21 protein-coding genes are annotated in these 21,242 nt (G+C 38.4%); 14 read left to right on the forward strand and 7 right to left on the reverse strand.

All coding sequences use genetic code 11. The annotated features are described in order from the left end of the window. Positions 1-26: 26 nt before the first annotated feature. From QAI40_RS01745 to QAI40_RS01770, 6 genes are read right to left on the reverse strand one after another with little or no spacing between them, the layout of a single operon-like run. The gene (locus QAI40_RS01745) at positions 27-512 is read right to left on the reverse strand and encodes an asparaginase domain-containing protein (protein ID WP_299976772.1); all 486 of its coding nucleotides are present in this window, start codon (positions 510-512) and stop codon (positions 27-29) included. A 1-nt stretch (position 513) separates the two neighbouring features. After that, positions 514-996 (reverse strand): regulatory protein RecX, encoded by a 483-nt coding sequence (locus QAI40_RS01750; RefSeq protein WP_299976769.1) that lies wholly within the window; start codon positions 994-996, stop codon positions 514-516. Next, positions 989-4,216 carry a YhdP family protein gene (locus tag QAI40_RS01755; RefSeq protein ID WP_304511432.1) on the reverse strand — a complete coding sequence of 1,076 codons (3,228 nt, stop codon included), beginning with the start codon at positions 4,214-4,216 and terminating at the stop codon, positions 989-991. Before QAI40_RS01755 ends, QAI40_RS01750 begins: the two co-directional genes overlap by 8 nt. 6 nt (positions 4,217-4,222) lie before the next feature. Further along, positions 4,223-6,295 (reverse strand): carboxy terminal-processing peptidase, encoded by a 2,073-nt coding sequence (locus QAI40_RS01760; protein WP_299976764.1) that lies wholly within the window; start codon positions 6,293-6,295, stop codon positions 4,223-4,225. Further along, entirely contained in the window at positions 6,285-7,127 is an 843-nt protein-coding gene (ylqF, locus tag QAI40_RS01765; RefSeq protein WP_299976761.1) for a ribosome biogenesis GTPase YlqF, read from the reverse strand. Before ylqF ends, QAI40_RS01760 begins: the two co-directional genes overlap by 11 nt. A gap of 56 nt (positions 7,128-7,183) precedes the next feature. Beyond that, complete coding sequence (locus QAI40_RS01770) at positions 7,184-7,945, reverse strand: inositol monophosphatase family protein (protein WP_299976758.1); 762 nt, start codon at positions 7,943-7,945, stop codon at positions 7,184-7,186. Between the two features lie 321 nt (positions 7,946-8,266). On the opposite strand from QAI40_RS01770, the gene QAI40_RS01775 reads away from it, so the two are divergent. From QAI40_RS01775 to QAI40_RS01830, 12 genes are all read left to right on the forward strand, one after another. Continuing rightward, entirely contained in the window at positions 8,267-8,527 is a 261-nt protein-coding gene (locus QAI40_RS01775; RefSeq protein WP_299976755.1) for a YHS domain-containing protein, read from the forward strand. A 91-nt stretch (positions 8,528-8,618) separates the two neighbouring features. Then, positions 8,619-9,389, forward strand: a complete 771-nt coding sequence (lgt, locus tag QAI40_RS01780) for a prolipoprotein diacylglyceryl transferase (protein ID WP_299976752.1) — start codon at positions 8,619-8,621, stop codon at positions 9,387-9,389. Positions 9,390-9,611: 222 nt separating this feature from the next. Then, a complete protein-coding gene (locus QAI40_RS01785; RefSeq protein ID WP_299976749.1) occupies positions 9,612-10,103 on the forward strand; it encodes a periplasmic heavy metal sensor in 492 nt (163 codons plus the stop codon). Positions 10,104-10,360: 257 nt separating this feature from the next. After that, positions 10,361-10,699: an SHOCT domain-containing protein gene (locus QAI40_RS01790; protein WP_299976747.1), complete on the forward strand. Its 339-nt coding sequence runs from the start codon at positions 10,361-10,363 to the stop codon at positions 10,697-10,699. 25 nt (positions 10,700-10,724) lie between these two features. After that, positions 10,725-11,102 carry a hypothetical protein gene (locus QAI40_RS01795; RefSeq protein WP_299976744.1) on the forward strand — a complete coding sequence of 126 codons (378 nt, stop codon included), beginning with the start codon at positions 10,725-10,727 and terminating at the stop codon, positions 11,100-11,102. A gap of 18 nt (positions 11,103-11,120) precedes the next feature. Further along, entirely contained in the window at positions 11,121-11,585 is a 465-nt protein-coding gene (locus tag QAI40_RS01800; protein ID WP_299976741.1) for a cupredoxin domain-containing protein, read from the forward strand. A gap of 104 nt (positions 11,586-11,689) precedes the next feature. Beyond that, positions 11,690-13,375, forward strand: a complete 1,686-nt coding sequence (locus QAI40_RS01805; protein ID WP_299976738.1) for a multiheme c-type cytochrome — start codon at positions 11,690-11,692, stop codon at positions 13,373-13,375. A 16-nt stretch (positions 13,376-13,391) separates the two neighbouring features. Then, positions 13,392-14,015: a hypothetical protein gene (locus QAI40_RS01810; RefSeq protein WP_299976735.1), complete on the forward strand. Its 624-nt coding sequence runs from the start codon at positions 13,392-13,394 to the stop codon at positions 14,013-14,015. A 21-nt stretch (positions 14,016-14,036) separates the two neighbouring features. Continuing rightward, complete coding sequence (locus QAI40_RS01815) at positions 14,037-14,759, forward strand: cytochrome c biogenesis CcdA family protein (RefSeq protein WP_299976731.1); 723 nt, start codon at positions 14,037-14,039, stop codon at positions 14,757-14,759. A 15-nt stretch (positions 14,760-14,774) separates the two neighbouring features. Then, on the forward strand, positions 14,775-15,365 hold the full coding sequence (locus tag QAI40_RS01820; RefSeq protein ID WP_299976728.1) for a TlpA family protein disulfide reductase: 591 nt from the start codon (positions 14,775-14,777) through the stop codon (positions 15,363-15,365). Positions 15,366-15,391: 26 nt separating this feature from the next. Continuing rightward, the gene (locus tag QAI40_RS01825; RefSeq protein ID WP_299976725.1) at positions 15,392-17,323 is read left to right on the forward strand and encodes a 4Fe-4S binding protein; all 1,932 of its coding nucleotides are present in this window, start codon (positions 15,392-15,394) and stop codon (positions 17,321-17,323) included. Between the two features lie 230 nt (positions 17,324-17,553). After that, the gene (locus QAI40_RS01830; protein WP_299976722.1) at positions 17,554-17,892 is read left to right on the forward strand and encodes an SHOCT domain-containing protein; all 339 of its coding nucleotides are present in this window, start codon (positions 17,554-17,556) and stop codon (positions 17,890-17,892) included. Positions 17,893-17,954: 62 nt separating this feature from the next. Here the strand turns inward: QAI40_RS01830 and QAI40_RS01835 are convergent, their stop codons facing one another. Next, positions 17,955-18,641, reverse strand: a complete 687-nt coding sequence (locus QAI40_RS01835; protein WP_299976719.1) for a rhodanese-like domain-containing protein — start codon at positions 18,639-18,641, stop codon at positions 17,955-17,957. 706 nt (positions 18,642-19,347) lie between these two features. On the opposite strand from QAI40_RS01835, the gene QAI40_RS01840 reads away from it, so the two are divergent. Both QAI40_RS01840 and QAI40_RS01845 read left to right on the forward strand, forming a co-directional pair. After that, the gene (locus QAI40_RS01840) at positions 19,348-20,397 is read left to right on the forward strand and encodes a tyrosine-type recombinase/integrase (RefSeq protein ID WP_299976716.1); all 1,050 of its coding nucleotides are present in this window, start codon (positions 19,348-19,350) and stop codon (positions 20,395-20,397) included. Beyond that, positions 20,372-21,241, forward strand: coding sequence for a tyrosine-type recombinase/integrase (locus QAI40_RS01845; protein WP_299976713.1), 870 nt, complete (start codon positions 20,372-20,374; stop codon positions 21,239-21,241). Before QAI40_RS01840 ends, QAI40_RS01845 begins: the two co-directional genes overlap by 26 nt. The last annotated feature ends 1 nt before the right edge of the window (position 21,242 follow it).

Below are 21,242 nucleotides of genomic sequence, written 5' to 3' on the forward strand. Positions count from 1 at the left end.
TTAAATATTACCAGAGAATCAAAAGATTATATTTTTTCTTCAAATAGTTTTAAGATTCTGTTTTTCCTAACATTCTCCGGTGTAAAAATCTTGCCACTAATGGCAAGATACACACCATTCGGTAATATTTGAACTGCGGCGACCGCAGACCCTAAATTAAAAATGGCATCGCTTGATTTAAACTTAGCCGGCTCCATGGCACCGGTAAGAACAATGACCTTGTTTTTAACGGTACCAAGTGCTTTTGCCGTTTCAATCATGGTGTCAGTGCCGTGAGTGATGATAATTTTATCATTAGGTTCGTCTTGTACAGCCTGCCGGATGGTTAACCGATCTTTGTCAGTCATTTCAAGAGAATCTTTTTTCAATATGGAAGAAACATCATATTTAAAATTTACCCTTGCATCTTTTAGAATATCACCAATATTGGATTCTCCAACTTCATATTTGCTTAAGGCATCAAAGTATACTTTATCAATGGTTCCGCCCACAGCAAAAAATTTAATTTTCATTTCAACCCTCTTTTATTGAGTTTTTTGATTCTAAAAAAAAGTTCAGCGTTGATAGGCAGATATCATAATTAAATCCTCTGTACCGTAAAAAGTTCATCATCTTTTTTTTGAATTTTTCATCATCAAGATTTTGCCACATCCTGATTTTCGGTCTTACAGCTTTTAAAGCCAGATCCTGATCATCATATTGCTCTAAAATAGCATCAATGATTGAAGGGTTAACCCCTTTTTTCTTGAGTTCATATTGAAAAGCAAATTTTGATTTGGGTTTGTTTCTTACTTTACTTTCGACAAACAGGGTTGCAAAATCCTTATCATTTAGATGATTTTGTTCCAGTAAAATCCCAATAATTTTTTTAATAATATCTTCACTAAAACCTTTCTTTTTGATGTATTCCTGCATTTCATAAACCGTTCTTGGCTGATAGGATAAATAGTTTATTGCAAGATTCAAAGGCTGATTAATTGATTTAATATCATTCACTATATACTTTATCCCATAACTTAACAGGCGTTTTTAAGATATTGGACATCATATTTATAAGGCTTTTGCCAACCGAAGAGGGGTGCAAAGGGATAACTATCGGATCGGAAAGTTTTCCGGTCGCTTTTACCGGAACCGATAGCAGCCGTCCTTCAAGGAATGTATTTACAATGGGAATGTGTTCGATAATAAGATCAACCGTTTTAAAAGGAGCAACAAGACAAGTCAGATCTATTTTATCATTTACAGGGTCAATCCAACCACTGAATATAAGTGTCATGTCCTGTCCATCAATTATTGCTTTGGTAAGATAAATGGTACTATCCTTGATATCTGCTTCTATAGAAATGTTTTTATAAGCAAATCCATCTTGTGTCACATTTGGAATTTTCCCTTTAAAAATCTTTGAAACATTTAAAACGGAAAGAATTCTTGAAAGAAGGGTTAATTTATAAATACGCCCTTTTTCAGCGTTAAATATAAATGCGCCTGTTAATTTATTTAAAAAATCTTTTTTAGTGTCATTTGATAGGATACTGCCGGTTAAAGAATATTGACCATCCATAAATTCATTTTTTTGGAAAAGACAGGTTAATAGATCCTTAATATTGGCTTTGTTATTGGCCTCAAAAGGGATATTTGCATAAATCACATCTTTTTTTAGATTGATGTAACCGCTTGTTTCCAAATCACATAAAAGAGCTTTTTTAAATCTGACAGATAAAAGGTCTTTTTTAAAAGATAATGTACTGTCAATATCTGTAATGGTCAGATTTTTAAGTTTAAGTTCATCTGTTTTTAAATTAATAATTTTATTGGATAACAGACGGTTGTTCAATGAGAATGGTTTGGAATGAGAAATAAGTGAATTTAGATCTAATCTCTTGGTGATGATATTTAAAGTAGAATCCTTATCCGTATATATTAATATGGATTGTCCTTTTGTAAGGGCATCAATTTTTTTTGACCAGTAACTGTCCGGTACAACAACTTTATTTAATGTTGTTGTATCTAAGATTCCATTAAAGTCAAATAGAGGTTTATCATTATTGTGATTAAAGGATATTGATCCATTTGAAAGCCCCGGATCAATAAATTTTATTGAGTTTAAGGTTAATGATGCAGGTGTTTTACCTTTTAGATCAATATAGAGTTCCGGCCCGCCGGCGAATTTAAGGCTGCTTTTAAAAAAAGAATCTTTTGTGCCGATATGGAAATTACCGTTTTCCATATCAAATGGTACTAAAATATTATCAGAATATTTTTTTTCAATAAGTGGTTCCATCCATGAAAGGTCATTTATTTTCATCTGAATCGTCTTCAAATTTAAAAGATCATCCGATATATGATATTGACAGGACAGGTCCTCTATCTGTTTATGATTCAACTGTGTCGTAACATCAATTTCGACTCCTGTACCTTTTAAATCATATTCCCATAGGTCCGGGTTTAATATGGGCCCGGATAGATTTATTGATGTGACATGAATTTTACCGCTTCCAGCCCTGACGGGTGAAATAATTTCTTTGGTTTTTTCATAGGACATCAACCAGGGGATCATTGAATCCAGGTAAATCATCCCGGAACCTGACTGGATGCTAATCTGCGCTTCATCCTTAAAAGCGAGTACCGTATTAAGATCATAAATTGTACTGCCGTTAATAACACCATTAAGGCGTTTGAGATATACTATATCTGGTTCATAGTTAAAATTTACATTTTCAAGGGTAATATCACCGGGGATACGATCATATAACCCCGTAACAGAAAAATCATTTGTATTAATTTTAACGTTAAGATCAGCGAAGCCTTGTTCCAAAGAAAGGTTTAATTTGGCTTTTGAACGTCCTGTAACATCATGAACAAGTGATAATTCTTTTGCCAGAAGAGTGTCTGGCAGAAGTGATATTAAAGTTTGTGGAATCATTGAAAGATCAACGTCAAGTAAAAACTCACCTTGAAACGGAAAATCTTTATAATTTAAAAGGTCAATAGTGAGACTGCTCTTCCCAATTTTTGAACTTTGAATTATCGCGTTGGTCGTTTTTATATCAAGAACGCCATTGTGTATTTGGGCAGCCCCAAATACATGTGAGGCAATCAAATTTGTTTGGGGAATATGTACCAAACCATCCTCAATATCCCCCTTAAGTGTTAAATGATTCCCATTAAAAAGATCTTTAAGTTCTTTGCTTTGAAAAGATGCATTAATTTTGGGTGCAATACCGCTATGGAGAATTTTAAAAATACTTTTTGTGATTTCATTATCCTTGAACAACAATAAGGACATTTCTCTTGCCTGATCAATATGAATATCGGTTCCGGTAAATTGTATCTTTGATTTTTTTTGGATTTGATTGTCTTCAAAATGAATGGCTACCAATCCATTCGGATAATTCAGTTTAAATGGTTTTATATCAATTTGATAAAAATCATCAGACAGTTTAAAAGACGACTCAATGATGTTTGCATCGAACAATATGTGGTTGTTTTTGGATTTAAGCTTTGGAGCAATGAAGCTGCATTGTCCTTGAATTTCGCCTTCCGAACTAAGCTTAACAGTACTTTTTAGTTGATCAAGTTCAATGGATTCTAAATCAAGATATTTTTCTAAAGAGGCGTTAGTTAGTGTAGATGGCCTGAATTCTATGTTTTTTATTGTGGTGTTTAAAATGATCTCTTTTTTTTCTTTTGACAGATAAAGTGAGCCGTCCATCTGCTTAAAATATTGAGACATTGCATTTTTGAACCTAAGCTCAACAGAATTCTGGTGTTCTGGTAAAAAAGCAAATATTTTTTTTAAGTCTTTGATATGTTTTGAAACGGAAAAATCAACGGGTAAAGCGGATTGTTTTTCTTTTATACTGATGGTTTTAATTTCAGGTTTTTCAATTGTTATCTGATCTACATTTATTTTGCCGCGCAAAAGCTTTTGAATATCAACATCAAATTTTAAAAATTTAATGTTGATATTTATTCTATTGTCAGGATTAAAATTAAAATTTTCTATATTGAAGCTTGCTTGTGGAAAAAGGGTAAGAGAAAGTTTGGAAGAATCAATATCCGCACCGGTTTTTTGATATATAAAAGAAGATATTTTATTTTTTATATAAGAGGTATTGATAAACCAGGTAATTAGAAAAGGAGATGATAATATTAGAGTAAAAATTAAAACTATGCTGTAAATAACAGATTTTTTAATTTTGTAAAAAGGTTTCATTAACAATTACCAGGAAAAATCAAAATTATTGGAAAGATTAATAAAATCAGCCATCACAAGATGGGTTTGATTCATCAAAATTTTTTTAAAGTCAATTGTTTCCGTGTCGTCCTGATCAAATTTTTCTATTGGTTCTTTGCCGATAGATCTCAAATAATTATTTTCAATATCAAGTTCTAATTGTTCATATCGTTTTTTCCTTGATTTTCGTGCATCCAGATTTAATGAAATTGAAGTTTGGGAATTCAGTTTAGATATCATTTTGATTCTTTGATTCAGATAGTTTAATCCGGGATCTTTGAGAGATCTTTCCTGGTACCGCGTGGTAAGCTTTGTATGAATGACTTGAAGTTTTCGATAAGGCTTGTAGGATGTTCTGACCGTCGTATCCCAGGGAAGGGCGCCATCTAAAGAGTTTTCTCCTGTATCTTCAATTTTATATAGTTGCGGATATTTCAAATCCGGTACAATACCAAGGTTTTGAGTGCTTTCGCCTGATACACGATAAAATTTTGCACTGGTAATTTTAAGTTTTCCTTTTCCAAGCGGCTTCAATTCCTGAACGGTTCCTTTACCAAAACTTCTTGTACCGACAATCACGCCTCGATGATAATCTTTAATGGCTCCGGCAAAAATCTCAGAAGCTGATGCACTCATCCGATTGATTAAAACGATAAGGGGACCGGAATATTCGATGCTTGAGTCATCATCATATAGCCGCGTGATTCTGTGCTTTGTTTTAACCTGTACTGTTGGACCTGATTTAATAAAAAGTCCAGTCAGTTGGTTTGCTTCTTTTAAGGAACCGCCGCCATTGTCCCGCAAATCAACAATCAATCCATCAATGTTCTCTTCTTTTAGTTCAACAAGTAATTTTTTAACGTCTTTTGTTGTGCTTTTATAGTCTTTATCCCCCCTTTGATAGGCCTTAAAATCAATATAAAAATGGGGAATTTCAATAATGCCGATTTTCAGGGTTTGGTTGTTATGGTCAATGGTTATCACACTTTTTTTTGCAGCTTGTTCTTCTAATTTAACCCGGTCTCTTTTTATTTGAATTGTCTTGGTGGAACTATTTTTTTTAGCAGGGATGATTTTTAGTCGTACAAATGTATTTTTGGGGCCTCTGATAAGTTTGACAACATGATCAATGCGTTGACCTATTGTATCTTTTATTTCTCCGGTTACTCCCTGTCCCACACCAATAATTTTATCACCGGGCATGAGTAAATTTGATTTATCAGCAGGGCCTTTGGAAATTAACCGTACCACCTTGGTATATTCATACTCATTTTGAAGTACGGCTCCAATACCTTCAAGTGATAAACTCATATGGATATCGAAATCCTCGGAAGCCCGGGGGGGGAAAAATTGAGTATGGGGGTCAAAACTTCCAGTAACATTATTCATAAAGATTTGAAAAATATCATTTGAATCGGTTTGCAATAATCGTTTAAGCCTGCTTGAATATATTTTGACAAGCGTATCACTGATTGAGCCATTACCCTGATCATCCAGAGTCAATAAAATAATATGATTTTTCAACTCTTTTTTCCAAAGAGAATAAAGCATGCGTTTATTCTGTTTCCATTGCCGCAAATCATCGTCTATGATCATGGATTCGGTTTTATTAAAATCCAACTCTTTTTCCCATGTTTTTATCAGTAAAGAGATATATTCCAATCTTTCCTTTGATCGTGCCATATATAAATTAAATATTTTGAAAGCAATATTCAGATTTCCCCTTTTAAGTTCATCATCCAGACGAAATTGATATTGCTTGAAGGAATGGATATCTTTCAGGGTGAATAATTGTTTTCTCGGATCAAGTCGTTTTAAATATCGAGTAAGAATAATCGAGGACATAGTATCGTCAAGATTTTTTTCAAGATAATGATATCGTTCAAGTGCGCGTATAATCTTGACACATTGAGAAGACTGTTCAGAGTTCGGTTTGATTGCGTTGCCAATATTTGCCCATGAGGATGATGAATATAATATAAGGATGAGTATGGAAAAAAAATATTTCAAGCCCTTTGCCATATCAATAGGCCCCGTTTTTTTTGATTTAATTGTCATGTTCCAGATCCTTTGGCGTTTCAAAACTTATTCTTCCTATTTTACCGGCCCTAAGTTCGCGAATCAATGCTTCAGACGCTTTCTGAAAATTCACGACACCTCCTTTTTTCAGGCATCCCCTTGCAGAACCAATTTTTTCTATAAGCGTCAGCTCATCGTCTGGTAAAGTTTTTAAAAAAGAATATCGCTGCATCAATAAGTCAGGATACCTTTTCATTAAAAAATTGGCAGCAAAAAATGCAATATCACTATAATCGATGGCTGTATCAGATATCGCGCCGCTGGCTGCCAGGATATATGCCTTTTTCTCTGGTTCTATCACCGGCCATAATATTCCAGGTGTATCATAAATATCAATATTATTTTTTAAACTGGTTCGTTGCTGGTGCCGGGTGATTGCAGGCACATCTCCGATGTTTGCAATTTTTTTTCCTGCAAGTGAATTCAAAATAGTGGATTTCCCTGTGTTTGGAATACCTACAACCATTACTTTTATTTTTCTGGCTCGATTCCTGTCAATTTTATTCACACAATAATTTAATGCCTCGTACGCCTGGGATTTTTGGGTGCCACAAATTGAGATGGCAGACGTCCCCTCTTTTTTTTTAAAATAATCAAGCCATAGTTTTGTTTGTTCCGGGTCTGCAAGATCATTTTTATTTAAAATCTTTAATCTGAATTTGTCTTTACAGATTTTATTTACGAACGGATTAGCGCTTGCCTCAGGCAGTCTTGCATCTAAAATTTCCCAAACAACGTCCACTTTAGATATAGCCTTTTTAAGCAGGTTTTCCGTCTCAACCATATGTCCTGGAAACCATTGAATTGTCATTTTTTTTTATTTTTCTTTTTTAATTTGCGCAATTTCATTTTTTATAACCTATGGATTTATTTGAAGTTTTCAAGCAACTTCTTTTGAAGATATTTGTTGGTCGCGATGATTCCCTGTTCAGGGAAATTAAAACCTCCTCTGAAATCACAGACAATTCCTCCTGCTTGTTCAACAATAAAAGCACCTGCTGCAATATCATAAATATTTAAATTCATTTCCCAGAAGCCGTCAAGTCTGCCACATGCCACATAACAAAGATCAATCGCCGCAGAACCATATCGTCGAATATCTCTTAACTTTGGAACAATTTTATTAAAATAGAAAAGGTTATTGGTTGGAAGATCCGCTCTCAAACAGGCGAATCCTGTAGCCATGACACAGTTAATAAGTTTGTCGGCTTTTGAGACACAAATAGGATGATCATTTAAAAAAACGCCGCTATCTTTGCTCGCATAAAACAATTCATCCAAATTCGGTGCGTAGACAGCACCGCAGATCGTTTGACCATGATACTGCACAGCAATACTGATAGAATAAAATGGCTGCTGATGAACAAAAGAGGTGGTTCCGTCTATTGGATCAATGATCCATAGATAATCTGAAAAAAAATGGGTTCTGCCGGTTTCCTCTCCAAAAATATCATGTGAGGGATATGTTGCTCTGATATTTTTAATGATAAAGTCTTCAACCTTTTTATCGGTAATGGTGACTAGGTCTTTTTTATTTTTAAAATTTACATCTGAAGGCCTTAAAAGCTTTTGCTCTTTTCTGCAAATATTGCCGGCCTGTTTAATAAGGTCTTTTAAAAATGCTATCAATTGCGCACCCAAATGGTTTTAATTAAAATTTTGTTAATTATGGCATATCAGTGCAATTTTTTCAAAGGCAAACACCTTTAGCCAAACACCTTATGCAAGCAATCCTCAGCATAGTCCTGTTTTAACGTTCAGTCTTTGGTAATGAGCCATTTTTATTCACTGGATAAAATTTATCCACCTGCGGTCAGGCAAGCCGGGTATGAAAACCGTAATTATAAAAAATATGCTGTAAAAACAAATAGTTATAGTGTCTGTTCATTTCGTGGCACACGTTTTGCTCTGTTGATATATAAAAGCAACTTTTAAAAAGGAGAATAAAAAATGAATCATTTACACGCAAATAAAAAATCAAACCATAAAGATCCTGTATGTGGAATGGATGTCTCCTCTGAAAATAATGCAATCACTGCTACCTGGAACAATGAGATATATTATTTTTGTGCTGAGCACTGCCGCAAGGAATTTGAAAAATCACCTGAAGCTTATAAGAAAAAGAATTCTTTTTTTCTGACAAGATGGTGGAACAATTATCTTAAACGCCTGAACAAGGTTACCAACGGCAAACCCAAATGCTGTGGTTAAAGACTGCAAAAGCCCTGGTGATCATACACCGGGGTTTTTGTTTCAGGAGGTTCACATGATACAAATTATTTCTGATTAAAGGAGAAGAAAGATGCATCCCGTTTTTTTTCAAATCGGGCCCTTAACCCTCAGGTGGTATGGTCTCATGATAGCTATTGCATGCATGGCCGGGTTGTGGGTCGCAAAACAAGAGGCAAGACGGAATCAGATTGAGACCCAAAAAGTTGAAACCTTTTTTCTCTTTGCTGTTCTTTTTGCCGTTATGGGCGCCCGGTTCTATTACATTGCATTTACGGAACCCGCTTTGTTTTGGAAAAACCCTTTTGCGGTTCTGGCCATTTGGGAGGGAGGACTGGCCATACATGGTGCTATTATAGGAGGCGTTTTGACCGGTATAGTATATACATGGCGGCAGAAAATTTCCTTCTGGAAATTTGCAGACACCCTAGCCCCTTCACTTGCCATTGGTCAGGCAATTGGCCGGATCGGATGCTTTCTCAACGGTGATGCCCACGGTTATCCCACAACCATGCCGTGGGGACTGATTTATTCCCCTGAGAGTCCGGCAGGACAAATGTATCCGGGACAAACGCTCCATCCCACTCAGCTCTATGAAATGGTGTTTAACCTGATCATTTTCGGTGTGTTATGGGCAATGAGAAAAAAGATTAAAACAAGTGGCCATTTGTTCTTATTATATACGATTTTGTATTCTGCCGGCCGCATATTTGTGGAACATTTCAGAGCGGATAAACTCACCTATTTGGGCAATATTTCCGCAGCCCAGTCTATCGGGGTTTTGGGTATACTCACAGCAGTGATTCTGATGATTTTGCTACGCAAAAAGGTCATTCGTATATGAAATTCAGGATTCTTTTTTGCTACATTTTTTTCCACCCTGGTTTATTATTATCCACCCTTTTGGCTAAAATATATCCACTTTGGCAAACATATTAATTTTCTCTCAAGCTCAAAAAAGCATAAACATTCTATAATTTCAGTTGGTTGATAACGTTGGCACGCTTGTTGATATTATAATTTCCAGAGTTTGAGAGAAAAGTTAACCATAACAAAGGAGTTTAAAATGAAAAAACTTACCACTAAAAAAACAATACTTATTGCATCAATTGTTCTTATCGCAGGGATTATCGCCTCACAGGCGGTTGCTTACATGGGCGGCGGATACCATATGGGAGGCGGGTATCATATGAGCCGCGGGTACGGTATGATGAACGGCAACCAGATGGGCTATGGCATGATGGGGAACGGTTACATGATGGAGAGCCTTTCTGCCGAAGACCAACAAAAAATGCTGGACCAGATGAACACCTTTTTTTCCTCCACCAGGGAAGTCAGGGAACAAAGTTATCAAAAACAACTTGAATTGAACAAGGAATATTTGAAATCAGAGAAGGATCAGGAAAAGATTGCGACCCTTCAAAAAGAATTGTTTGAACTTTCTTCCCAGTTTGAAAAAGAAAGATTTAATCACATGACTACCCTACAGAAATTGTTTTCCGATAAAAATAACGGAAATTTCATTGGCATGGGCGGCGGATATGGCGGCGGCTGCTAATTGATCGATTGTTTCCGGGGCGCTTATAACAGCCCCGGAAAACAACTGTATAATTTTGATACATATGCCCAAAACAATTGTAGAATATTATACAAAATATAAATTTTTATAAATTTACAGATAAGATTAATACAAGTTTCAAATATAATATTTCTTTTGTTTACAGTAGATTAAACAAATTTCAGTCTGATTTTGACCAATCTGGTATCGTTCTTGCTGTAACAGGTAATCAGATGAATTAATTTTCAGGAGGTAATATGAGCACAAAAAGAATCATTTTTATTTCTGTATTGACGTTGGCCGGATTTGCAGGCGCATACTTTATCAGCATAAATACCAGTTTTTTGGAATCTTTTTTTTATAATGAATGGCGCTCCATGGGCCCGGGGTTTTATCATGGACACATGATGGGAGGAATTATGCATTTTGTTTTCTGGCTGGTCTTATTCTTTATTCTGATTTCAGCACTGGGTGGCAGGAAATCAACACCTGCACGCATCACGGACTCTGCCGTTGAAATCCTGAAGAAAAAATATGTCAACGGGGATATCGGCAAAGCTGAATTCAACGATAAAATGAATTATTTAAATCAATAACATTATCAGTCCAGGAGAACGAGCAATGAAGGAAAAAACAGCTTTTAAATTCACCACTATTTTCGCATTCCTTTTTATTGTGGCAGGAATGCTCTTTTTTAACCCCTTAACAGCCATGGCTTGCGGATATGGGAACTCCGGAGGCAGTGATTTTGTCCCCCAGAGACAGTCTCCTTCCTGGGGCAACCAGGCGCCAGGCAATCAGGCGCCAGCCGCCATAGGGCAGGAGCAGGCTAAAGATATCGTCAAAAGCCATGTCAGCAGGCTTAACCCGGATCTTGCAGTCGGCAACATCAATGACGCAGGTGGTTTTTTTGAGGTCGAGGTCATTAACAAATTCGATGAAGTGCTCCAGCTGGTAGGTGTAGACAAGTTTTCCGGACGTTTGATGCTGTTAAACTAATAAAAAGAGACCTGGCCCATGGATAACAGGAAAGCGGATTTCATATACTTTGCAATGGTGATATTTGTTGTCATTGTGCTGCCTTTTGGCATATCAGCTTATGACAGACACATCTGGAGTCAGAAAATTCCACAGGATGCAAAAGTCTTTAACCTGACCGGCCATACTCAGAAAGGGTGGGTCTCTGGCAGTATTGATGCCTCTGATGTTTTAACCGACAGCCTTATTCTTAAGGAATTTACACCTCCTGTGATTAGAGTAAACAAAGGGGACCGGGTGGTATTAAAGCTGACCAGCAGTGATGTGGTTCATGGATTCAGCCTTAAGGATTTCGGCATTTTTATCAATGACGGGATTCACCCGGGCAAGCCCCAGACGGTTTCTTTTATTGCGGATAAGGAAGGCACTTTTACCTTTGCCTGCAATGCGATCTGCGGCAGCCATCACGAAAATATGCTTGGTACCATCATCGTCAATGCATAATATGTTGAAATTGCTTCGTCCTAATGATAGATTATGAGAACATGTAAAAAAATAATTTGCGAAAACTCATCTCAAAACCAAGATACTATTTTCCGGAGGCTGTTATGAAAAAGACCATCTTTTTCACCAGTTTTATCAGTATTATAGCTGTAATTACTGCCGTTCAACTGATTATGCCAATCACGGCACGGTCTTCCCAGAAAAAGATCACTTCCGTCATCAGGGGTGTGGTTGCCTCCCAGTATGGGATGGTCGCAGATGCCAGGGTCAGGATCGCTGGAAGCAAAGATTTCACATTAACTGATGTCAATGGCCGGTTCACAGTTGAAGCCCCTTTATTCAGCAGCCGGACCATAAAAATTACAGCCGGCAAGGACGGGTGGTTCAATAATTCAGTTAATGCCCTGCCCGGAAACCAGAACGCCAATGTCATGCTTTTTCCTATACCGGCTAAAGACAATCCAAATTACAGGTTCATATCGCCGGCTGTTTGTGCCAGGTGCCACAATACCCTGGCAAAATACTGGGACAAATCCAAAATGGCCCACACCACATCCAATGTAAAGGTGCTGAACATGTATAACGGCACCGATGCCACAGGCCGGGAACTTTCCGGTCCCGGGTACAAAATTGATAATCCGGGTAAGGACGGAAACTGTGTGTCCTGCCACGCCCCTTCGGCTGCGGTATCAAATGGTGGCGCCAAAGATATTGAAAAAGCTTTATGGTCTCCCAGAGCTGAATGGGATGGTATCAGTTGCGATTATTGCCATAAAATTCGAAAGATCACCAAAACCAATAACACACCGAGCCTGTTTAAGTCCCACCTGAAGCGTCAAACCCCTTTAAAGGGCAACTCCATACTTGTGTTCGGCCCCTATGATGATGTGGTTAATACTGTCATGTCTGCGTCTTACAGCCCTGCTTTTGACAAAGGTAACTTTTGCGCGGCCTGCCACAGCCAGATCAAAAAATCTGATAACAAGGATACCTGGAACAGAAAACAAGTTTACACGGATGCAGAATGGAAAAGCTTTGATATCGGCGATGATTCCGTCATCCCCGTCCAGACCACCTACCAGGAATGGAAAACCTGGCAGAATTCCTTGCCTGCTGATGACAGCAACAAGGGCAAAAGATGCCAGGACTGCCACATGAGCTGGAGAAAGGAAATGCTGCCCTATGACAATTATATCATTGACGGCCAGGCCAGGAACATGTGGGGGACAAAACGGGATCCCCAGAATATTCGACCCCATCATTTTGACGGCGGGACCCAGATACAATTGAAAACCGCTCTTTCAATGGAAATTGAAGGAGAGATTAATGGTAACATCCTTGATGTAAATGTCTTTATCACCAATACCAACGGCGGTCACTGGATTCCGACAGGAGACCCCATGAGAAACGTGATGATGGTCCTGTCTGCCACAGACTCGGACGGCAAGGTATTAAAGAAAATAAAAGGGGAAGAGCTGCCGACCTGGACAGGGATTGGGAAAATAGAAGACGGCAATTATGCGGGACTTCCCGGAAAAATGTTTTCAAAGGTGTTAAAAGACAAGAAGGGCAATATCAATGTGCCTTTCTGGCAAGCCACAGAAGTGGCAGCTGATACCCGGATCAGACCCAAAACAACTATTAAATTAACGTATCAATTTAAAATTGAAAATCCGGATGACGAACCCGTGGCAGAAGCAAAACTGATTTACAGACCTTTTATGAAATCTTTGGCTAAAGTTAAAAAATGGGAAAGTAACGATATTTTAATTACGCAAACTGCCTGGTAAGAAAAGGAGAATTTAATTGAACAGTAAACGAATTTTAATCTTTGGTTTGATTTTTCTGATGATGACAACCACCCATGCCTTTGCATCTGACCTGTTGTCCGGCAATGTTAAGGCGCAGGGGTTGAGAAAACAGGATAATATCCTGGTATATCTCACCAAAACACCGGATCAGACAACGCCTCCTCAAGAAGTGTTTGTTCTGGACCAGAACAACCTCACATTTCTGCCCCATATCCTGGTGATCCCGAAGGGTTCAACCGTGTCCTTTCCCAATAACGACAAGGTGGATCACAACGTATTTTCCCTTTCCAGAACAAAAAAATTTAATTTCGGCAGTTACAAACCAGGGGTTAGCCATAATGTCACCTTTGACAAACCAGGTATTGTGGAACTCAGGTGTGATCTTCATTCCGAGATGATTTCCTATATCCTGGTCATGAAAAATTCCTATTTTGCTTTAACCGATAAAAAGGGCAACTTTACCCTTGATGTGACAGGGCTTGCTCCAGGTAAGTATTTCCTTAAAACCTGGCACGAAAAACTTAAAAACAGCAAGATGGCGATTGATCTGGCGGTAGCTGCCGGTAAAAAGCTCACCATTAACCTGAAAAGAGGGGCACCAGGTGTGCTTTACAAATAAATGATGACCATGGAGATATCAATGATCATGGCTCTGACTGCCGGGATCGTATCCTTTTTGTCTCCCTGTGTGCTCCCTCTGGTGCCCGGATATGTCTCTTTTATTTCCGGCGTATCCATCAACGAGATCATGGAGATGGAAGATAGGCCCAGGCTGTTTGACAAGACCCAGATCTCTGTCATTTTCAATGCGCTTTTGTTTATTTCAGGTTTTTCCCTGGTATTTGTCGCTCTTGGGGCGTCGGCCACATGGATCGGTTCTTTTTTTAGTTCCAATCTTGGTGTGCTGACCAAAGTCTCAGGTCTGGTCATTATATTTTTCGGGTTGATCAAACTGAATATCATCCGCATCAACTGGTTTTTTAAAGATATGAGATTTCATCTCAATACCCGGAAAAAAGGCGCTTTTTTTTCTTTAATTCTGGGCATGGCCTTTGCCTTTGGCTGGACCCCGTGTACAGGCCCGATTCTGGGTGCGATCCTCACCTATGCCGGAACCGTTGACCAGGCGGGTTCGGGAATCCGGCTATTATTGATTTATTCGGCCGGACTGGGCATCCCCTTTCTTTTGACAGCTATCTTTATTCAATATTTTTTCAAGGTTTTCAACCGAATTAAAAAGCATCTCTGGATCATTGACAAAGGCACCGGGTTGATATTGATTCTCATGGGAATTCTGATCTTTAACGATTCTTTTACTGCGATTACCGGCTGGTTCAGCATGTTTAACGCATTTACCCTATAACCCCTTGTCCTGATTATGAAAAACAGCAACCCTGAGAATAAATGTTTTGCCATCCTTGCCCTCTGCTTTTTTGCTGTACTGTTTTTTTCCATTGATTATGCATATCCGATTGATAAGGCTTATGCGGAAGATAATGTTCTGGATAAGAAGTTCAAATCTCTGGGAATCATCAAGCTTGCCGGGATCGCTCCCCCGGCAAGCCATGATCTTATGGACATAGACGGAAATCCGGCAAAGCTTTCAGATTTTCAGGGGAAAATTGTGTTTTTAAATTTCTGGACCACCTGGTGCCCGGACTGTGTGGATGAAATGCCGGATATTGAAAAACTGCATCAAAAAATAAAGAGCAAAGAGTTTATAATTATAGCCGTTGACCTGAAAGAATCTAAAAAAAAAGTAAAAAAATTTATTAAAAAACATACCCTGACCTATAAAATTCTTCTGGATAAAAAAGGCGATATGGGAAGAGTATTCGGGATACGCTCCATCCCCACGACCTTTATCCTGAACCGGCAGGGCGGGCTGATCGGCAAGGCCATGGGAGCCCGGAACTGGGACAGCAGAAAATCCCTTGATCTGTTTGAATATTTGTTGGAAACCTATTAACAAAGATCTGCCTTAAGAGGACCTCAATGATATCAAAAGCCATACGGATCATACTGATTATTTTTCTGTTTTTTGCAGCAATAGGTCTGCCGCGGTTTTTATCAAAGATACCCGGCGAAAACAAAACCCATATCATAGAACTTGTGGCAGGAAAATACGGGTATACTCCGGAACGGATTTTTGTCAACAAAGGCGACACCATTATTATCAAACCCACTTCCAAAGATGTGACCCACGGATTTCTTTTGGACGGTTATCCGGTTGAGTTCATCATCAAGCAGGGCGGTGTTGCATACCAGAAATACGAATGGGAAGATGACGCGGGAAAGCTTCAAACAGACTGGGACAAAGTCACCGAGATTGAATTTACGGCAGACAAGCCGGGTAAATTTATTTTTCGCTGTACCCAGGTTTGCGGAAACCTTCACCCCTTTATGACCGGAGAACTGATTGTGGCGCCCAACACACTGTATCATACCATGGTCTCTCTTTCCATCTGGGTGGTCATAAGCCTGTTTTTATGGTTTGGATCAGGGCGCAGGCCTTTACAAAAGAAAGAGAAAACCCTGAACCTGTTTGATATCATACCCGGATTGAAATGGTTGGTGAAACGCAGAAGTTTCCAGTTTTTTCTGCTGTTCCCGGGATTTGTCATCTTTTATTTGTTTATTATTGCAAGTCTCAAAGGAAGTCCCGTGGGAAACCACAATATTGCCATTATCATTGTCTGGATTTTATGGTGGTTCCTTTTAAAATCAGTCTTTGTCCCCCTGGGAGGAAGGTTGTGGTGCATGATATGCCCGCTGCCGGCACCTGCCGAGTGGATCAGCAGAAAAGCTTTTACCGCAGTACGATTCATCAAAAAGCCCATCAAAGGCAAGCATCACAAATATACGGGCCTTGGCCTTGACTGGCCCAAAAAATTAAGAAACATGTGGCTCCAGAACATCATCTTTCTTTTAATGATTTCCTTTGGCATTATCCTGATCACAAGACCTGTGGCAACAGCCATCATGTTCCTGCTCATTCTTGGAGCAACGCTTATCGTGGCCTTTATCTTCCGGAACCGGGTTTTCTGCCTCTATCTTTGCCCTGTGGGCGGATTTTTAGGAAATTATTCCATGGCCTCCATGACTGCTTTGCGGGTCATTGACAAGGATGTCTGCAAAAAACATAAAAACAAATGCTGCGTCAAAGGAAGTCCCGACGGATGGGGATGCCCATGGAATCAGTATCCCGGAACCATGGACCGGAACAATTACTGCGGACTTTGCACGGAATGCGTTAAAACCTGCCCGGAGGACAATGTTGGATTCTTTTTAAGACCCTTTGGTTCTGACAGGAGCGTTAAAGATTATTCAGAAATGTATAATATACTCATTATGCTGGTGGTGGCCATTGCATTCAGTATCACCATGTTGGGTCCCTGGGGATTTATCAAAGCGGCGGCTAATATTACAGAGTCCCGGGATATCTATTCTTTTCTGATTTATATTGGTGTTTTATACACCATGTCCCTATGTGTTTTTCCCGGGATATTCATCTTTTTTTCCAGAATGTCAGCCAGATTTGCCGGATACAAAGGAAATGTAAAACAGCTTGTTCTGCAACTTTCCTATATGCTGATCCCGGTGGGTATTTTTGCCTGGATTGCCTTCAGCCTGCCCTCCATCATGGTCAATTACTCCTATGTGCTCAATGTGCTGTCAGATCCCCTTGGGTATGGATGGGATATTTTCGGGACCGCCCATGTTCATTACAATCCCTTTTATCCTGAAATCATCCCTTTGATCCAGGGCCTTTTGCTTCTCACCGGGCTTTATTTCGGCATCAACAGGGTGAATCTATCCTTAACAGGAATAATTTTCGACTCGTTAAAAAGAAAGAAAGCCATTTTGTTCCCCGCCCTTTTTGCCCTGGGCGTGGTCAATATCTTTTTAAAACTTTATCTGGGATAATCCCAAAGACTTTTTCCCAACAATGTTTGGCATGCCTGGGTGGATAATATTTATTCATCCCCTGGATAATATTTATCCAGTTCGATGGCCATTTTCTTTTTTTAGATTGCCGCCAATGCGCAATCGTCTTTTATGCTGAGCAGATGCCGTTCCTGGCATGAAACTTGAATTTTAAATAAACAGGTAAGTTTCAGGAATAGAGGAATTAAGATTTTTTTAAGGACAAGACAATGAAAATTAAAACAAGTTTATTCTCTGTATTATTATCCGCTTTTTTTCTGTTGCCTGCTCATGATGCGGCCTTTGCCGGATGGGGGGATAATAACTATGGATATTACGGCGGCCATATGATGGGAGGAGCTGGATATATGGGATGGTTCATGATCCTTTTCTGGGGGCTGTTACTTATTTCATTGATTTTTATCATCCGCTGGATTTCACATTTGTCTATGGGGAAAGAAGCAGGGCAGGGACCTGACAAAAAATCGCTGGACATTTTAAAAGAGCGCTTGGCCAAAGGAGAAATCGAAATTGATGAGTACAGGGAAAAAAAACAATACCTTTCCTAAAATTCTCATAGGCTTTTTTTTAAGTGTAATCGTGATCAATCATTGAAGTATGATCGTTTTGATTACCGAACAACCGCATAATGTTTTCTTGCCCAGTCAACAATACCACGTCTGAGATTGAGGATTTTGGTAAACTCTGAGTCAATTAGTATTTTTGAAGCAACCGTGCTCCTGTTTCCAGTTGCACAATAAATCAATATGTCATTATTTTTATGGGCATCCAATTCATTGACACGCCTCTGGAGTTCCTGGACCGGAATCAAAATTGAATTTTCAAGATGTCCCATTGCATACTCCCGCCGAGTCCTGACATCAAGAATAAGAGGTTTGTCCGTCTTTATATAAGCATTCGCCTCTTTAGATGACAAGGCCCTGTAATTTACCTGCTGATATTCGATTACAGTGATTTGCCCCTTGACAGAATCTATCTGGAAAGGATGAATGCCAGTCTGTTTCATTTTGAAGTACGAAGTCGTTTCAAGGTCATGAGTGAGCTGTTTTTTTTCTTTCAGTGTCGGAAAAACAGCAGCCGATTCACCAAATTCTTTTGGCAGCCTGAATTTGATATAGTCACCGCGATATACTGTAAATTTTTGAATTTCTTTATTCATGTCGAGATTTAAAATACGGTATCCATCCTTGATTTCCCCTAATACCTTGCCTTCTGATGAATATGACAGTTCGATCAATAAAAAATTGATTGTAAAGACAGATAACAAAATAACCCAAGCCAGTTGTTTATGTTTCATTTTTTAAATTTATCCCTTGAAGTGTTGTCTTTATTTTGTGCTCTATTTATCCATAGAGCCATACCCGATATCCATTAAAGCAAAAAAAATGCCACCACAGGAGCAATTCATATTTAAATATAAGTACTTGATAATAATAGAAACATTTTGGCGGAGACATAAAAGAATAAAATCACTGATTAATCCATTGTTAACCTATTATCAACCTGTTGTTAGCAGGGGATGTTGTGGTTAATATCTCTACCTAAACAAGCCTTGGCAAAATGGCACGCACGAACTTTTTATCTTCTCTTTTTATTGACCACTGCAAAATCTAAACTTGAAATATGGCAGTCTACTCCTATATAGTTCATCTGGGTGTCTCCTTAGTAGAATTCTCAATAGATAATAAGAATTGTGATCTTGAACGAAGACCTGTCAGGGGTGGTTTCCCCAAAAGTCTGAAGGGGATGTGGGAAAGTTTTTTCTTGATTGTTTGTTCCAAAGATATCTTGTGTAGGTCTTGATTCAGAAAACCCGGGACTTTTAATTAGTGCTCATGTTTAAATCCGGCATTTGTCGGCAACAAAAAATAGATGGCCTGAGTTTTTGAAGCAAGGTTCTGATTAATCTCCAACTTGACGTAACAAAATCATAATTGACCTTTGAATGGTCTTAGGCGATTATCTACTTGATATTTCTACAAAAAATAGAAATGGAGGTCGATATGAACCCTGATTTAATGTCTCACCAAACAAATTATGAATATGTTCCTTTTCGGGAAAATACTCGCTATCAAAATCAGACACCTTTTAAAAAACTTAAGGTTGATCATTATCTAAGAATACTTGATGACACTGGCGTGCCGTCACCGATGCTTGAACATATATCAGAGTTTTTTCAGTCTTTAGTTAGACGTAATCTCAGCATGGGCTCTTTGGTACAATATTTTCATGCTCTGAAAAGATTTTTCTTATTTTTCAAATCATTGGGTATATGCAGGCTTGAATTCGTCGATAGAGAACATTTAGGTGCATTCATCGAATATTTGCAAGACGACAATTTGATGTCATCTTCTATTAATGGGTACTTAAGAAGCTTATATGCGATTTTTGGATTTCTGGCAGAAAAAAATGTGATCAGCTCAGATATAATGAAAAACAAATTTAGATTAAAAATGCCGGATATACATCCCAAAGCGATTGATCCGGACGATATCAAGCTTTTTCTATCTGTTATAAATACTGTCAGGGAACGTGCATTAATCCTGGTTCTTTTAAGAACGGGCATGAGGATAGGAGAATTACTGGGAACAAAAATCATAGATATTAACTTTCAAGAAAGAAAAATTGAGATTCCCCAGGCTTATAAAAATTATGAGGGTCGAATAGTGTACATGGGTGATGATGCTTGTTCTGCTTTAAAGAACTGGTTGAAAGAAAGGTTACCTGGTAGGGAATACATCTTTTACGGCAAAGGGAACCGTGAAAAGCTATCGTATGCCATGGCCAGAGTTCTGTTTATTAAACATATGCAAAAAGCAGGGTTATCTCACAAAGGATATACGTTGCATTGTCTGAGGCACACATATGCCAGTGAATTGCTAAATGCTGGAATGCGGCTCGAATGCCTACAAGTTCTCTTAGGACATCAGGATATTGAAATGACAAGGCGTTATGCCAGGCTGACGGACAATACCAGAAAAAACGAGTATTTCAAAGCAATGGAAATAATTGAAAGGGGAGAAATTGATGGACATTACCGATTCGATAATTAATTATAGGCGCTTTTTAAAGAGAAAGAACTGCGCCAAAGGAACAATTAAAAATTACATGAATTCTCTGAAAAACTTTGCCATTTGGATTGACCTTCCAATAGAAGAGGTGACCAATCAGCATATACAAGCGTATATAGATTGCCTTTTGGATAAGAGACTTAGACCAAAGACAATCAATAATAATCTGGATAGCATACGGGGTTTTTACAATTATCTTCAAAATGAAGAAAAAGCTGTTAACAGCAATCCGGTTAAAAAAGGTTATTGTTTGCGTTTAGGCAGGCCTTTACCAAAGCACCTGAGAGATGAGCAAGTTCAAGAAATTTTCCAATTCATTAACTCCATTCGGGATCGGGCTATTTTTATGTTGATGCTGCGTTGTGGATTAAGAGTGGAAGAAGTCGCTGATCTTACCTTAAGTGCGATTGATTTGAAAAGAGGTCAGATTTTAATATTCAAAGGAAAAGGGGCAAAAGGACGTATCGTTTATTTCAGCAAAGATACGTATGATGCGCTTGTAGCCTATATAAAAAGAAGAAAACCTTTAAGAACTCAAGGGCTTTTTCTTGTTGAAAAAGGGACATGCAAAGGGAAAGAAATCTCAGTTCGGGGCATTCAAAAGCGTATTGAGTACTACTCAAAAAAAAGCGGGATAAAAGTATCCTGTCATTATTTACGGCATACGATGGCAACACAATTATTAAATGCAGGTGCAGATCTTGAGATAATACAGGACCTGCTGGGACATAGCAAAATTACAACTACTCAGCGATATTGCAAAGTATCGAATTTAAGGGTTCAACGAGATTACCACAAGGCAATGGAATATGTGCTCCAAAGATAAA

The sequence above is a fragment of the Desulfobacula sp. genome, from assembly GCF_030611305.1.
Lineage (GTDB): Bacteria > Desulfobacterota > Desulfobacteria > Desulfobacterales > Desulfobacteraceae > Desulfobacula.

Excerpts from the sequence above, each read along its gene's own strand:
- lgt (WP_299976752.1), top strand. The coding sequence starts at position 8,619 with ATGCATCCCGTTTTTTTTCAAATCGGGCCCTTAACCCTCAGGTGGTAT.
- QAI40_RS01800 (WP_299976741.1), top strand. The coding sequence starts at position 11,121 with ATGGATAACAGGAAAGCGGATTTCATATACTTTGCAATGGTGATATTT.
- QAI40_RS01845 (WP_299976713.1), top strand. The coding sequence starts at position 20,372 with ATGGACATTACCGATTCGATAATTAATTATAGGCGCTTTTTAAAGAGA.
- QAI40_RS01805 (WP_299976738.1), top strand. The coding sequence starts at position 11,690 with ATGAAAAAGACCATCTTTTTCACCAGTTTTATCAGTATTATAGCTGTA.
- QAI40_RS01790 (WP_299976747.1), top strand. The coding sequence starts at position 10,361 with ATGAGCACAAAAAGAATCATTTTTATTTCTGTATTGACGTTGGCCGGA.
- QAI40_RS01775 (WP_299976755.1), top strand. The coding sequence starts at position 8,267 with ATGAATCATTTACACGCAAATAAAAAATCAAACCATAAAGATCCTGTA.
- QAI40_RS01785 (WP_299976749.1), top strand. The coding sequence starts at position 9,612 with ATGAAAAAACTTACCACTAAAAAAACAATACTTATTGCATCAATTGTT.
- QAI40_RS01825 (WP_299976725.1), top strand. The coding sequence starts at position 15,392 with ATGATATCAAAAGCCATACGGATCATACTGATTATTTTTCTGTTTTTT.
- QAI40_RS01745 (WP_299976772.1), bottom strand. The coding sequence starts at position 512 with ATGAAAATTAAATTTTTTGCTGTGGGCGGAACCATTGATAAAGTATAC.
- QAI40_RS01820 (WP_299976728.1), top strand. The coding sequence starts at position 14,775 with ATGAAAAACAGCAACCCTGAGAATAAATGTTTTGCCATCCTTGCCCTC.
- QAI40_RS01830 (WP_299976722.1), top strand. The coding sequence starts at position 17,554 with ATGAAAATTAAAACAAGTTTATTCTCTGTATTATTATCCGCTTTTTTT.
- QAI40_RS01835 (WP_299976719.1), bottom strand. The coding sequence starts at position 18,641 with ATGAAACATAAACAACTGGCTTGGGTTATTTTGTTATCTGTCTTTACA.
- QAI40_RS01760 (WP_299976764.1), bottom strand. The coding sequence starts at position 6,295 with ATGACAATTAAATCAAAAAAAACGGGGCCTATTGATATGGCAAAGGGC.
- QAI40_RS01795 (WP_299976744.1), top strand. The coding sequence starts at position 10,725 with ATGAAGGAAAAAACAGCTTTTAAATTCACCACTATTTTCGCATTCCTT.
- QAI40_RS01815 (WP_299976731.1), top strand. The coding sequence starts at position 14,037 with ATGATCATGGCTCTGACTGCCGGGATCGTATCCTTTTTGTCTCCCTGT.
- QAI40_RS01840 (WP_299976716.1), top strand. The coding sequence starts at position 19,348 with ATGAACCCTGATTTAATGTCTCACCAAACAAATTATGAATATGTTCCT.
- QAI40_RS01755 (WP_304511432.1), bottom strand. The coding sequence starts at position 4,216 with ATGAAACCTTTTTACAAAATTAAAAAATCTGTTATTTACAGCATAGTT.
- ylqF (WP_299976761.1), bottom strand. The coding sequence starts at position 7,127 with ATGACAATTCAATGGTTTCCAGGACATATGGTTGAGACGGAAAACCTG.